General features: G+C 60.1%; 13 protein-coding genes and 3 pseudogenes. 5 read left to right on the forward strand and 11 right to left on the reverse strand.

Annotation, left to right across the window (positions count from 1 at the left end; all coding sequences use genetic code 11):
* Positions 1-27: 27 nt before the first annotated feature.
* Genes BMZ32_RS08710 through lptM form a run of 4 tightly spaced genes read right to left on the reverse strand, consistent with a single transcriptional unit; the run spans position 28 to position 2,981 of the window.
* On the reverse strand, positions 28-726 hold the full coding sequence (locus BMZ32_RS08710; protein WP_090241379.1) for a DUF484 family protein: 699 nt from the start codon (positions 724-726) through the stop codon (positions 28-30).
* The gene (dapF, locus tag BMZ32_RS08715) at positions 723-1,553 is read right to left on the reverse strand and encodes a diaminopimelate epimerase (RefSeq protein WP_090241380.1); all 831 of its coding nucleotides are present in this window, start codon (positions 1,551-1,553) and stop codon (positions 723-725) included. Before dapF ends, BMZ32_RS08710 begins: the two co-directional genes overlap by 4 nt.
* A 12-nt stretch (positions 1,554-1,565) precedes the next feature.
* Positions 1,566-2,819 (reverse strand): diaminopimelate decarboxylase, encoded by a 1,254-nt coding sequence (gene lysA, locus BMZ32_RS08720; protein ID WP_090241382.1) that lies wholly within the window; start codon positions 2,817-2,819, stop codon positions 1,566-1,568.
* Positions 2,820-2,828: 9 nt separating this feature from the next.
* On the reverse strand, positions 2,829-2,981 hold the full coding sequence (gene lptM, locus BMZ32_RS08725; RefSeq protein ID WP_090241383.1) for an LPS translocon maturation chaperone LptM: 153 nt from the start codon (positions 2,979-2,981) through the stop codon (positions 2,829-2,831).
* Between the two features lie 141 nt (positions 2,982-3,122).
* Between lptM and BMZ32_RS08730 the strand changes: the two are divergent.
* The 4 genes and pseudogenes from BMZ32_RS08730 to rnk all read left to right on the forward strand — a co-directional run bounded on the left by BMZ32_RS08730 (position 3,123) and on the right by rnk (position 5,250).
* Positions 3,123-4,148, forward strand: a pseudogene (locus BMZ32_RS08730) (AraC family transcriptional regulator).
* A gap of 53 nt (positions 4,149-4,201) precedes the next feature.
* On the forward strand, positions 4,202-4,534 hold the full coding sequence (gene cyaY / locus BMZ32_RS08735; protein ID WP_090241385.1) for an iron donor protein CyaY: 333 nt from the start codon (positions 4,202-4,204) through the stop codon (positions 4,532-4,534).
* A 4-nt stretch (positions 4,535-4,538) separates the two neighbouring features.
* Positions 4,539-4,721: a DUF1289 domain-containing protein gene (locus BMZ32_RS08740; protein WP_090241386.1), complete on the forward strand. Its 183-nt coding sequence runs from the start codon at positions 4,539-4,541 to the stop codon at positions 4,719-4,721.
* Between the two features lie 118 nt (positions 4,722-4,839).
* Positions 4,840-5,250: a nucleoside diphosphate kinase regulator gene (gene rnk / locus BMZ32_RS08745; protein WP_090241388.1), complete on the forward strand. Its 411-nt coding sequence runs from the start codon at positions 4,840-4,842 to the stop codon at positions 5,248-5,250.
* 9 nt (positions 5,251-5,259) lie between these two features.
* On the opposite strand, the gene BMZ32_RS08750 is transcribed toward rnk, so the two are convergent.
* From BMZ32_RS08750 to BMZ32_RS08765, 4 genes are all read right to left on the reverse strand, one after another.
* Entirely contained in the window at positions 5,260-8,115 is a 2,856-nt protein-coding gene (locus tag BMZ32_RS08750) for a class I adenylate cyclase (RefSeq protein ID WP_090241389.1), read from the reverse strand.
* Positions 8,116-8,241: 126 nt separating this feature from the next.
* Positions 8,242-8,487, reverse strand: a complete 246-nt coding sequence (locus BMZ32_RS08755; protein WP_090241391.1) for a TIGR02647 family protein — start codon at positions 8,485-8,487, stop codon at positions 8,242-8,244.
* Positions 8,488-8,662: 175 nt separating this feature from the next.
* The gene (locus BMZ32_RS08760) at positions 8,663-8,932 is read right to left on the reverse strand and encodes a hypothetical protein (protein WP_090241392.1); all 270 of its coding nucleotides are present in this window, start codon (positions 8,930-8,932) and stop codon (positions 8,663-8,665) included.
* 23 nt (positions 8,933-8,955) lie between these two features.
* Positions 8,956-9,435 (reverse strand): GNAT family N-acetyltransferase, encoded by a 480-nt coding sequence (locus tag BMZ32_RS08765; protein WP_090241394.1) that lies wholly within the window; start codon positions 9,433-9,435, stop codon positions 8,956-8,958.
* A gap of 115 nt (positions 9,436-9,550) precedes the next feature.
* Here BMZ32_RS08765 and BMZ32_RS08770 point away from each other — a divergent pair.
* A pseudogene (locus BMZ32_RS08770) lies at positions 9,551-10,030 on the forward strand (winged helix-turn-helix transcriptional regulator); the annotation flags it as partial.
* A 73-nt stretch (positions 10,031-10,103) separates the two neighbouring features.
* Here BMZ32_RS08770 and BMZ32_RS08775 read toward each other — a convergent pair.
* From BMZ32_RS08775 to argH, 3 genes and pseudogenes are all read right to left on the reverse strand, one after another.
* A pseudogene (locus tag BMZ32_RS08775) lies at positions 10,104-10,503 on the reverse strand (argininosuccinate lyase); the annotation flags it as partial.
* A 95-nt stretch (positions 10,504-10,598) separates the two neighbouring features.
* The gene (locus BMZ32_RS08780) at positions 10,599-11,516 is read right to left on the reverse strand and encodes an endo alpha-1,4 polygalactosaminidase (RefSeq protein ID WP_090241396.1); all 918 of its coding nucleotides are present in this window, start codon (positions 11,514-11,516) and stop codon (positions 10,599-10,601) included.
* Positions 11,517-11,590: 74 nt separating this feature from the next.
* Positions 11,591-12,985, reverse strand: a complete 1,395-nt coding sequence (gene argH / locus BMZ32_RS08785; RefSeq protein WP_090241397.1) for an argininosuccinate lyase — start codon at positions 12,983-12,985, stop codon at positions 11,591-11,593.
* Between the last annotated feature and the right edge of the window lie 227 nt (positions 12,986-13,212).

Here is a 13,212-nt window from a genome sequence, read left to right on the forward strand (position 1 = left end):
CTCCCTACGGTGCGGTCGCTGCGTCGGTTAACGCACCGAGCGCAAGGGTGTGGCAAAACCGGGCACGACGCGGGCCAGGACTTCGGCGATATAGCCGAGAAATAGGGTGCCCAGCGAGCTTTTGTAATGCTGCGGATCGCTGCTGCCAATCGCCAGCACACCATGCAGACCCTGATAAGCGACGCTGACCACCGCTGCCGAACCGACCTGCTTGCCGTCTTTGCTGCCGAACAGGAAATTCAACTCATGCTCGCGCAGCACTCCGCAGATGGTCTTACCGCCGGCCAGCAAGCCGCCGATGGCCTGGTGCGCTTCGGCGCTGCTAACCGAGCGGCCAACCGGTAACGGCGCGTCACTGAACAGGATCAGGCTGACGAAAGGCACCTGAAACTCACTGCGCAGGCTGTCCTCCACACAGCTGACCACTTCTTCCAGGCTGTTGGCGTCGAGCAGGTCGAGTACCAAGCGGCGGGTCTTGTCGAACAGGCGGTCGTTGTCGCGTGCTACATCCATCAGTTGCGATAGGCGATGACGCATGTCGATATTGCGCTCGCGCAGCAGTTTCACCTGGCGCTCAACCAGCGACACGGTATCGCCGCGCTGATGCGGAATACGCAGCTCGGGGATCAACTCGTCGTGGTCGATAAAGAACTCAGGATGCAGGCGCAGGTAAGCGGCAACTGTTTCCGAATCCAATGGCTTGGGTGAATCCTGCTTGTCGGTCATAAACGAACTTGTCCTTCGTACACACGTACTGCGGGTCCGGTCATCATAACGGGCTGGCCCTGGCCTGCCCATTCAATGCTCAGTTTGCCGCCGGGCAGTTCAATCTGCACCGGTGAGTCCATCCAGCCCTGGCTGATCGCCGCCACTACCGCCGCGCACGCACCGGTGCCGCAGGCCTGGGTTTCCCCGGCGCCACGCTCCCACACGCGCAACTTGGCACGTTGGCGGTCAACCACTTGCAGGAAGCTGACATTGACCCGCTGCGGGAAACGCGGGTGGTGTTCGATTTTCGGGCCCAGGCTGTGTACGGGGGCGCTGTCGACGCTATCGACACGCAGTACCGCATGTGGATTGCCCATGGAGATGGCGGCCAGTTCAACCTGCTGCCCATCCACGGCCACGCGATAGCTCAGTGCTTGCTGGTCAGCCTGAAAGGGGATATCGGCCGGTACAAGGCGCGGCGCGCCCATGTTGACGCTGATCTGGCCATCGGCGCGCACGTCCAGCTCGATGATGCCGCCCTTGGTTTCCACACGGATCTGCTTCTTTACCGTCAGGCGCTTATCCAGCACGAAGCGGGCGAAGCAGCGCGCGCCGTTGCCGCACTGCTCCACTTCCGAGCCGTCAGCATTGAAGATGCGGTAGCGGAAATCCACGTCCGGGTTGCTCGGCGGCTCGACCAGCAGCAGCTGATCGAAGCCCACGCCGGTGTGGCGGTCGCCCCATTGCTTGGCGTTTTTTGGTTGAATGTGCGCGTGCTGGCTGACCAGGTCGAGGACCATAAAGTCGTTGCCGAGGCCGTGCATCTTGGTAAAGCGCAATAACATGAGCGTGTCCTTTTAGCTCGCGGGCGGCAGGCTGCTTTCGCCTGCAAAAAGCTCGCTGAGCGTCTCGCGACGACGCACTTCGAAGGCTTGTTCGCCATCCACCATCACCTCGGCGGCGCGGCCGCGGGTGTTGTAGTTGGAACTCATGACAAAGCCATAAGCACCGGCCGAGCACACTGCCAGCAGGTCGCCTTCCGCGAGTGCCAGTTCGCGGTCTTTCGCGAGGAAGTCCCCAGTTTCGCAAATCGGCCCGACGATGTCGTAATTACGGGTAGCGCTGTCGCGCGGCTCAACTGCGATCACATCCATCCAGGCTTGGTACAGCGCCGGGCGGATCAGGTCGTTCATCGCCGCATCGACGATGGCAAAGTCTTTGTGCTCGGTGTGCTTGAGGTATTCGACCCGAGTTAGTAGCACGCCGGCGTTGGCGACGATCGAACGGCCCGGCTCGAATACCAGCTTCAGATCACGTCCGGCAATGCGCTCACGCACCGCTTTGATGTAATCGCCAGCCAGCGGTGGCAGTTCGTCACGGTATTGCACGCCGAGGCCGCCGCCCAAGTCCAGGTGCTTAATCTGGATACCTTGCTCGGCCAGGTTGTCGATCAGCGCAAGCAGGCGCTCTAGGGCATCGAGAAACGGCGGCAGCGTGGTCAGCTGCGAACCGATATGGCAATCCACACCGACTACCTGCAGGTTCGGCAACGCCGCGGCGCGGACGTACACGGCCGGGGCATCGGCGATGGCGATACCGAATTTATTCTCTTTCAGCCCGGTGGAAATGTACGGGTGCGTGCCCGCGTCCACATCCGGGTTGACCCGCAGCGAGATCGCCGCCGTCTTGCCGAGTTCAGCGGCCACCACTTGCAGGCGCTCTAGCTCGTCGGTGGATTCGACGTTGAAGCAGTGCACGCCCACTTCCAGGGCGCGACGCATGTCGTCACGGCTTTTGCCGACACCGGAGAAGACGATCTTGCTCGCCTCGCCACCGGCGGCCAGTACACGCTCCAACTCGCCGCGGGAGACGATGTCAAAACCGGCACCAAGGCGCGCCAATACGTTCAATACGCCAATATTGGAGTTGGCTTTGACCGCAAAGCACACCAGATGCGCCATGCCCTGCAGAGCATCAGCATAGGCGCGGTACTGCGCTTCGATGTGTGCACGCGAATAGACATAAGTCGGCGTGCCGAAACGTTGGGCGATGGCGGACAACGCCACCCCTTCCGCGAACAGCGCACCGTCGCGGTAGTTGAAGGCGTTCATGCGCTGTCCTTATTCGGTTTGTGCAGGTTCAGCTGCGGGTTCAGCCTGAGACGGCACGGACGCACTTTCTTCCGGCAGGAACAACGGGCCTTTCTGGCCACAGCCAACGAGCAGTGTGCTGATAGCAACCACGGTGAAGAGGGCAGTAAACAACCGCTTCATGATGAAATCCCTGTAAAAAGCATGATTGCGCCGGAGTATACCGAGCCCCCGACGCCTTGCCTATGCGCTGGGTTTCCCGTCTGGCGGGGCTTTGTCTGTATCGTTCGCCCTAGTGCCCGCTACCGCTGATGAGGAGGCCGGATGGACAACCCTGTAGCTGTGAGCCGTTCAGTTTCAGTCGCCTATTTGCAAGGTTTGCTGGATTACTTGGGGCGTCAGGAGCTCGACACTGCGACGTTGCTCGAGTCAGTGCAGCTGAGTCCGCAGGTGCTCGCGCAACGTGATCAGCGCATTAGCATCTGCAGCTGCTCGGGCATGGCGCACGCCTGACCGGTGATGAGCAGCTCGGGCTGCATCTGGGCGAAGCTATACGCCCGGGTTATTGCGGCGTGCTGGGTTACTTGATCATGAGTTGCGCGACCCTCGCCGATGCATCGCCAGGCCCGTTACGCTGCGTTGGTCGCTAACCTGGGTCAGGTAGATTTAGCGGATGAGCCCGCGTGTGCCGATTTGGAACCGCTGGTGGCGCTCAGGTGGTGGCCCTTGCTGCCTCAGCAGGAGCGTCAGCTCAGCGAGGAAACCTTGGCCGGCTGTGTGACCTTCGGCTACTGGATCAGCGGCGTGGACATCCCGCCGAATGAAGTGCGTTTTCAGCATGCCGCACCCATTGATGGGGCGGAGTATCAGCGGATATTCCGCTGTCCGGTGCTGTTTGAGCAGGTCGATAATGCGCTGGTCTTCCCCAAGCGCTTGCTCGCCACACCGCTTGGCCAGGCCGATGCTCAAGTACGTCTGATGCTTGACGCTTATGCTGACCGTCTGCTTGGAGAAATTCGGCAGGGCCGCAGTGTGCTCGATAGCGCGCGCCTAGAGCTGTAACGGCAACTACCGGAAATGGGTGCGGGTCTGCAACAAATCGCCGGGCGTTTGGCGCTGAGTCCGCGTACCCTGCAGCGGCGTTTGCGCGAAGCCGAGTTATCCTTCAACCAGTTGATGGATGAAACACGCCAGCAACTGGTGCTGCATTATCTGCGTGATCCAGCGCTGGAGCTGGCGCAGATCGCCTTTCTGGTTGGCTTCAGTGAAGCCGGTTCATTGGCTCGCGCGTGTCGTCGCTGGACCGGGCAGAGTCCCGGCGAATATCGCCGCCAATTGAGCGACAGTTAATCACTGCAGTCCGCGTTCTTTTCTGGCTGCTGAATTTTTAGAGGTATGTCGTAATGAGTTTGACCGAAGCCCGCTTTCACGATCTGGTCGATGCCACCCAACAGGCGGTGGAAGATATTTTTGATGATTGCGATCTGGATGTTGACCTGGAAAATTCCGCCGGAGTGTTGACCGTGCGTTTCGAAAACGGCACTCAGTTGATCTTCAGCCGGCAGGAGCCGCTGCGCCAACTCTGGTTGGCGGCACGTTCCGGTGGTTTTCATTTCGATTACGACCAGGCCAGCGAACGCTGGATGTGTGACAGCAGCGATGAGCAGTTAGGTGAAATGCTCGCGCGCATCACCTTGGATCAGTCCGGTGCCGACCTTGAGTTCGAAGAGCTCTGAGGTTGTGGGCGAGCCGGTTGTCTCGCCCTGCCGCCGCCAGTGCTGCTTGGATGAGCAGGATGTTTGCCTAGGCTGCGGTCGTACGCTGCAGGATATTCTCGACTGGAGTAAAGCCGACCGGCTGCGCCAGCGCGCAATTTGCGCAGCGGCTGAGATGCGCCTGCAGCAACGTAGCAGCAACCCTTGACCGGGCGGTCTTGTTTATTTGAGTAGCTGTGTTACGGTCAGCAAAATCTTGCAAAACCCCCGTCTTCGTGATGGGGTTTTGCTTTTTTCACGATCCGTAAAGGGGACATACCCGCACCATGACCAGCACATCTTCGCTCACCATCACCCGTCTTGACCTGCAGCGTTTGGAGCATTTGCTCGACAGTCTCGATGACTTAGGCCCCAATGCCGTGGCGTTGCAGGCTGAACTCGATCGTGCCGATGTGGTGGGTCATGACGAGGTGCCGGCCGGGGTGGTGACCATGAATTCTCGCGTGCATTGCCGCGAAGAAAGCAGTGGTAAGGATTACCACCTGACGCTGGTCTATCCGCAGGATGCCGGTAGCGAAGGCAGTGTTTCGATCCTGGCGCCGGTCGGCACCGCTCTGCTCGGCCTGTCAGTAGGTCAGCATATCGACTGGGTCGCGCCCGGCGGCAAAGTGCTCAAGCTGATGCTGCTGGCAGTGGAATATCAGCCAGAAGCAGCGGGCGAATACAGCCGCGGTTGAGCCATGCACTCAGGCCTTTTGCAGTGCCTGATTCAAAGCCGCTTCCAGGCGGCTCTTGTAGCGCAGGTAATGCACGCTCTGCATATGCCCTTCGTCGAGTACCGCCGACAGATCTAAGTCAGTGATATAGCAGGGGTAGCGTGCACTATCGCGGCGTCGCGCGAGAATGTGCTGGGCGACGGCGGCGAACAGGTCGCCGGCGTATTCCAGCTCAGAAAATTCCCGGTGATTACAATACAACGTGACGTGCGAGCGCCTGCCATCGCCCGGTTCGATGATGGCCTGCACGTCATAGAACGGATGGCTAATCGGAGACAACGGCGGCGCTCGCCGCTCCAGACGCTGCGCGCGTACCGGCGCATCCGGTAGCACTTGGTAATAGAGAATATCCAGAGGCTGATGCGCCGGCAGGTTATCCAGAGGCAGCAGGGCGTTACGTCGGTACAGCACGGACTGCAGAAAACGCTGCAGCGGCGTTAACAGGCTCTGCTCATCCCGGTACGGCATCTGTTGGCGCCAAAGCGCATTGTGCTCGTCGAGCACAGTCAGCTCGGCCTGGCCATTGGCCTCGTTCAGCCGGTAGAACACCTGGATGCACTGCGGCCGGCCAAGTGGCAGGATCAGTGCCAGGTCTTCACCTTCTAAGGCGCTGCGATCCAGGTGCAAGTCGCTGTAACCGGGTAGCTCGGCGCCCAGGTGTTCGACCAGCGAGGGTAGGTCTTTCAGGCTGATATGGCTGACGTGGCCGGGCTTCAGTTCGAGCAGGTGATACTGCTGTTTGATTTGCAGCAGGTAGCGGTTGGCTTGTTTGCTGCTGAAGCTGCCGAGAGTTTCGCGGAACAGCTCTTCGACCCGTTCAGCAATCGCCGTGGCGCGGTTACGGCAAAAACAACGCACCCTTAGGTTAGGCTTGCGGCCATGGGCGGGCAGGTTGTTGAGAAAGTCGCGCAGGCAGTCGAGCAGTGCTGTTGGGCCGTCATAGCGGGTGACCAGCAATTCGTTCCAGCTGTTCAGGGTGACCTGGTCGAGGGTCAAAATCAGGTTTTCGCGCACCCCGGAATAACCCAGAGCATCGGTGCGCTCGCTGGTCATGTGCATGTTCATCTGGCTGAACTGCTTAAGCGGATCAATGCCGACATTGACCAGCAACAGTACCTCGCTGGGCACGCTGGCGCTGAGTAAAGCGCTTTCGTCGATCGCGGGTAGCGGCAGGGGTATCGCTTGCTGCAGGCTGCTGAGCAGGTTGGACAGTTCAAATTCGCTGAGGTCGCTGTTGCCGGGGTGCAGTGACAGGCGTGTACTGTTATCAATCACGCCATTACGCTGGCACCACGCGAGTAGTTCGATCAGCGCGCGCGAGCGCTTGAGCGGCGAGAAGTCGGCCAGGTCTTGTGCATTAACGCTGCCGCTGTAGAGCGCCCAGAGGGTTTCATTGGGCTCGTCCGGGCTGGGGCTCTGGGCCAGCGTCAGGGTGTCTTCGGCGAGGTCCGGGGCAATGCCGGGGTTAATAAATTCGATCTTGCCGGCCTTGCGCTCGAACGCGGCATACAGGCGGCGGCCGAGAATGCCGAGATCGCGGCTATTGAGCGAGCTACCAACGTCTGCGTTACGGGCGAACTGCGATAGAAAGCGGTAGCTGTAAGTCAGCTCATTGACCAGCATGCGCCGCTCTACGCTGACCTGGCGCACCTTCCACTGGCTGCGGCTGTCGAGCATGGCGAGCTGGCGGCTGTCCCAATTCCAGTCGTGGGTCAGGCGTTCCAGTAGCAGGCGTTGCCAGCTCTTGCGATTGTTACGCGGTGGGCGGCTGAGCTTTTTATCGACCTTGAGGTACAGGCAGCGGCGGATCAGCTCCAAGCGTTCGTGTTCGCCGCGGCCGACCAGGTATTCCTCTAAACGGCGATACACCACGATATAAGGGTCGAGCTCATCGACGTCCAGGCGGTTGGCGAACACCGCCTGCTTGAAACGCAGCGACAGGCACTCAACCTTGGGGTGTTCGCTGGCGTAGACCTCGGTCAGCAGCAGTTTAAGCACCGATTTGTAGGGTGACTCGATGCCCTTAAACAGCTGCCACATGCCCGCGCCGATAAACTCCTCCGGCGGGATGCGTGCCAGGTGCCCTAGGTCGATGACGTCTTCGCCGCGGACGAAACGCTTGGCCAGTAGGGTGCTGGTGTAATGCGGGTAACGATGTTCTTCATATACCGGGACCAGCCACCACAGCGGGGTGCGCCCGCCGAGCCAGATTGCGGTGCGGTAGAACTCATCAAGCAGCAAGTAGTGCTGGGTGGTACCGCAGTCATCCGAAGTCAGTTGCGCGTCGCGCTCGCCCTGGGTGAAGCGTGCAGGGTCGATCAGAAAAAAATGCGCCTCGGCACCGAAAGTCGCCGCCCAGCTTTCCAGCAGTGTACATTTCTTGTTCAGCTCATGCAGCTGTTGCGGGCTGAGGTCGCTGGCGTGGCACACCCACAGGTCCATATCGCTCTGCTCGGCCTGAGCGACGGTGCCCAGGCTACCCATCAGAAACAGCCCGTGAATGGGTAGCTGCTCTGAGCTACGATAAGGCTTGTAGGTGAATGAGCGGGTTAGGCGCTGGACCTCGGCAAGCAACTCATCATCCGGGGTGAAGCCGCTGAGGCCTGCCGGAGTGAGCCCAGAGACGTAGCCAGGGAGCAGTGGATGATTGACGTGGAACAGCAGCGGCAGCAGTTTCAGTACCAGTTGCTGGCGCGTCGACAGTGCCTGCATGGCGCGCTGCAGGCGACCCTTATTGAGCTTTAGGAAGCGTGCACGTAGCTGGGTCAGTACCTTGCGATCGATACCGTCTTCAATGTCCGGGCGAATTTCCTCGGTATGACTCATGCTCGGGCTCTGCGGGGCTATGCGCGATCATGCCTGGCCAGGTGGCTGGCGAACGGCTCTGTATACGGGGATGTTGCCTGCGTCGCGGGCCGCTTGAGCGTGCCGCTACAACGCAGGCTAGGACGGTTAGGCGGTTTCGGTCACGTTGAGAATAGTCAGCAGAGTTTGTGCGTGTTGGGCCGCATCCAAACCGAGGCTGGTCAGGTAGCCACCATCGGCTTGGCTGATCAGGCCTTTGTCATGCAGGCGTATCGCGGCGGCAATCGCCGAGGGGGTGGCCGTGTGGTGAACCTTGATTCCTTCCTGGGTGGTGCCCAGGTTGAACAGCACGAGGATTTCCAGTTCGGCAATCAGTTCGGAGGTAAAGGCCATAAGTACTCCAGCTTCATGTTTTAGTGAGCTGCGGCCGGCGGCGGCAGCACCCGCTGCGGTAAATCGGCTGAAACAAGACAGCCTGCCAAGGCAGTGTAGTGAAGCGCCGTGCAGTCTGCTGTGGCTTGATGCTGCCAGAACTCGGCAGGGAGTGGGGTAAAAATCTGCGGACTTTTTACGATGCCTGTTCCGGCAGCTCGGGCAAGGCGCGCAGGCCTTGCTCGTAGCGGGCGAGGTCGAAGGCACGGTCATCGCGCAGCATCACCTCGATTTCATCGGCCAACACCAGCGCCATCAGCTCGATGATCGCTTCGCGCTCGTAGCCGACCAGCGTCAGCTTGTTCAGTACGGCCTGGACGAATGCCGGTTCGCCGGCTTCGAGCTGGTTCTCAATGGCCTGGATCAGGGTGTCCTCGGCAAATGCTTCGTCGTCTTGCTCGCTCATGTGTTGCTCCGAAAATAGTTGGCTCAGCTGCGGGCAAAGTCCAGCAAGGCCTGGCCGGTAAGGCGGTAGGTGGTCCACTCGTCCTGCGGGCAGGCGCCGAACGATTGGTAAAAATCAATGGCCGGTTGATTCCAGTCCAGCACGGCCCACTCGAAACGACCGCAGCCTTTACCTACCGCAAGTTGCGCCAGGTGACGCAGCAGGGCTTTGCCCGCGCCCACACCACGCTTTTCCGGTGTTATGTAAAGGTCTTCAAGAAACAGCCCGTGCTTGCCGAGCCAGGTCGAGTAGTTGAAGAAGTACACGGCATAGCCAATGGGCTGGCCGGCGTATTCGCAGATCAGCGCGTGGGTGCGGCTGTCCGGGCTGAACAGGCTTGCTTCTATGCCGGCCACGTCGGTTTTCACCTCGTGTTCGGCTTTTTCGTAGATCGCCAGGTCGGTGATAAAGCTCAGGATCAGGGCCGCGTCTGCGACTGTGGCGGGACGGATGTGCAGGGGCATGTGGAGCTCGCAGAAAGGGCTAACTCAGCCGTAGAAAAATGCCAGCGTAACTAGAGGTAGGGCAATCAGGCAAAGAAAACCGCACGCACCGATCCCGCAGGCGTCGGTAATGTACTGGGAGTACAGCCTAACCGCGGCCGGTGAGGACCTGCGAGCGATCGTCATGGCCCTCGGCCACTGGGGTGCCCAGTGGATCGGCAGTCGCCTGCGTGACGATCAACTTGATGCCGGACTGCTGATGTGGGGCGTGCGCCGATTTGTCCATCTCGAGGCGTTTCCATCTTGTCCGGTGGTCATCCAGTTCAGCTTTCGCGACGCGCGCTCAGGTGAGGGGCGTTGGTGGCTGGTGGTCGAAGAGGGTGTTGCAGACCTGTGCCGTGACGATCCGGGGCGCGAGCTGACTCTGCTGGTCGAGGGCACCGTGTGCGCCTTGACCGAAGTGTGGGCGTGGGATCGAACGCCGAAAGAAGTTATCCACACCCATGAATTAAGCGTAGACGGGCGAGCGGCGGATACGCAGAGCCTTTGGCTATGGTTATGTACCAGCGCCTTCGCCGAGACCCGGCGTAAGCGGTTCGCTCCGCAGGCCCGCTGAGCAAACTTGCCAACGCGGGCGACAGCAAGGGTTATGCCGGCGGCGCCTTGCGCGCCGCCGTGTACAGAGCGGGCTAGCGCTCGCCTAACAAGGCCAGGCCACGCTTGACCGCTGCGCGCACCTGATTCGGCGAGGTGCCGCCGATATGGTCGCGGGCATTCACCGAGCCTTCCAGCGTCAATACGGCGAATACGCCTTGCTCGATCTGTTCGCTGAACTGGCGCAGTTCTTCCAGGCTCATCTCGGCTAGGTCCTTGCCGCTGTTGACGGCGTACTTCACCGCATGGCTGACGATCTCGTGACAGTCACGGAACGGCAGAGCCTTGCGTACCAGGTAGTCGGCCAGGTCGGTGGCGGTGGAGAAGCCGCGCAGCGCCGCTTCGCGCATGATCGCGGCTTTTGGCTTGATCGCCGGAATAATATCGGCAAAGGCAGCGCAGGCTGCCACGCAGGTTTTCAGCGGCGTCGAACAGCGCGTGCGGCACAAACCGTGAGTGAGCCGAGGCGATCGTGTGATCGCCGCAGAGGGGACACTACTGGCGTGGGGATGGGTTGGCGGGAGTGCTTCTTATGTGCAAGGCAAGCCCACCGCTTTTAGTGCGCGCTTGAAAAACTGCAACTGGTAGCCGGAATTTGCAGCCTTGCTACACATATTGTTGTTATACGAGCGGTATTCAGCGATGAAGACAGCCTTGCCCTGTTGCCTAAACAGACGGTAATCGTCGCATTCTTTGTAGGCATAGCAGCTTTCGTTAAGAGCGAAGTCGAAGTCGTCGACTAGGGCGGGAATCAGTTCCACGGCGTTTTTCAACGCAATAGCCAGATCATGGCTGTGCGCCTGCTGACTCAACCAACGGTTGTAATCGATCTGATCCGCCTTACTCAACTGTAGGCCATTGCTGTTGCTGTAACCGTCGACATTATCTGGCTCCACGGCATCGCACCCCTTCTCTGCCGCCAGCTGTATGCGCTGCGCCATGAGCATGCGCACTGCGGGGTGGCGTATATCCACCCAGCGCTCACCGGGCCAGCCGTCAAGTTGCGCGCCGAGAGCTTCTTTGGGGTACAAGGCGGCATCCGTTCGCCAATCCTCCCAGCTACCTGCGCTGAAATAGCAGACCACTATGCGTCCCTGACCTTTGAGGTTGGTGATGGTCGTCGTCGAAGTATCAAACAGGTCGATGTCATAGACCTGACGATCTGGTGTTTTCAGGTTGCCACTGAGTTGCCAATGCCAGCTTGCCTGGCCGGGAATGACTATTGGCGTGGCATTGACACAGGCTGCGAGGGTGAGTGTGCCGATACTTGCGAATAAGCGTTGGATAATTTTCATGACTTTCTCCAGTGCTGAGACAAGTGCCGGGCGGCAGGAGCTCGCGTTCAGAAGAAAGTATTGGGCCCACATGACGGGCCAAGCCAGCGGGTGAAGGTGGGTTTTTATGTGTTTTGCTAGCTTGTTAGCAATTTGACGCTGTTTTTTTGGCATTGCTCTGCCTGCGAGTGACTCAGTGGTCGAGTAACCGCCGAACTTAGCGGGCGCGGGTGCCGCGCCCGTTTTTATCAGCGCCCAGTGAGCAGCTCACGTCCGCGCGTTACAGCGGCACGTACCTGATTTGGCGCGGTTCCGCCGATATGGTCGCGGGCATTGACTGAGCCTTCCAGCGTCAATACGGCGAACACGTCTTGTTCGATCTGTTCGCTGAACTGGCGCAGTTCTTCCAGGCTCATCTCGGCCAGGTCCTTGCCGCTGTCGACGCCGTATTTCACTGCATGGCCGACGATCTCGTGACAGTCACGGAACGGCAGGCCCTTGCGTACTAGGTAGTCGGCCAGGTCGGTGGCGGTGGAGAAGCCGCGCAGCGCCGCTTCGCGCATGATCGCGTGCTTGGGCTTGATCGCCGGGATCATGTCAGCGAAGGCGCGCAGGCTGTCACGCAAGGTGTCGGCGGCGTCGAACAGCGGTTCTTTGTCTTCCTGGTTGTCCTTGTTGTAGGCCAGCGGCTGGCCTTTCATAAGGGTCAGCAGGCCCATTAGGGCGCCGAATACACGGCCGGTTTTGCCGCGTACCAGCTCGGGCACGTCGGGGTTTTTCTTCTGCGGCATGATCGAACTGCCAGTGCAGAAGCGATCGGGCAGATCAATAAACTGGAATTGGGCAGAGGTCCACAACACCAGTTCTTCCGAGAAACGCGACAGGTGCATCATGGCAATCGCGGCAGCGGCGCAGAATTCGATGGCGAAGTCGCGATCCGATACGCCATCCAGCGAGTTGCCGCCCACAGCGTCGAAGCCGAGCAGTTGCGCGGTCATCTCTCGCTGAATCGGGTAGGTGGTGCCCGCCAGTGCCGCCGAGCCCAGTGGCATGCGGTTGGTACGCTTGCGGCAGTCGACCAGGCGCTCGTAGTCACGGCTGAGCATTTCAAACCAAGCTAACAGATGATGGCCGAAGGTTACCGGCTGCGCGGTCTGCAGGTGGGTGAAACCGGGCATGATGGTCTCGGCTTCACGCTCGGCCTGCTCCAGCAGGCCCTGCTGCAGGCGGGTGATCTCGGCCAGGATCAGGTCGATTTCGTCGCGCAGCCACAGACGGATATCGGTCGCCACCTGGTCGTTGCGGCTGCGGCCGGTGTGCAGCTTCTTGCCGGTAACGCCGATGCGGTCAGTCAGGCGCGCCTCGATGTTCATGTGCACGTCTTCCAGGTCGACACGCCAGTCGAACTGGCCGGCCTCGATCTCGCCCTGAATGGCCTGCAGGCCATCGATGATGCTGTCGCGCTCGGCATCGCTGAGTACGCCAACTTTGGCCAGCATGGTGGCGTGGGCGATCGAGCCCATGATGTCGTGACGATACAGGCGCTTGTCGAATTCGACGGAGGCGGTAAAGCGGGCAACAAAGGCGTCGACGGGCTCGCTAAAACGGCCGCCCCAGGATTGATTAGTTTTTTCAGTGCTCATGGGCTTCGCTCGGCTGGTGCGCAATAACAGCCTGACCGCATGGCGCGGCCGGCAAGACAGAAAGTGCGCTGATAATAACAGGCTGGCCGACAAATTCGCCGCATCGCGTTGTCTGGGAGGCAGCTAGGCTTAACCGTGACATTGATGCGCCGGTCACAGTTTTATTGCCTTAGGGGCATTTCGGCGCTTTATTTTGCCCGGCCGGAGCTGACTACCTTGCCGCTGGG

This window comes from Pseudomonas guineae, assembly GCF_900113745.1.
Taxonomy (GTDB): Bacteria; Pseudomonadota; Gammaproteobacteria; order Pseudomonadales; family Pseudomonadaceae; genus Aquipseudomonas; species Aquipseudomonas guineae.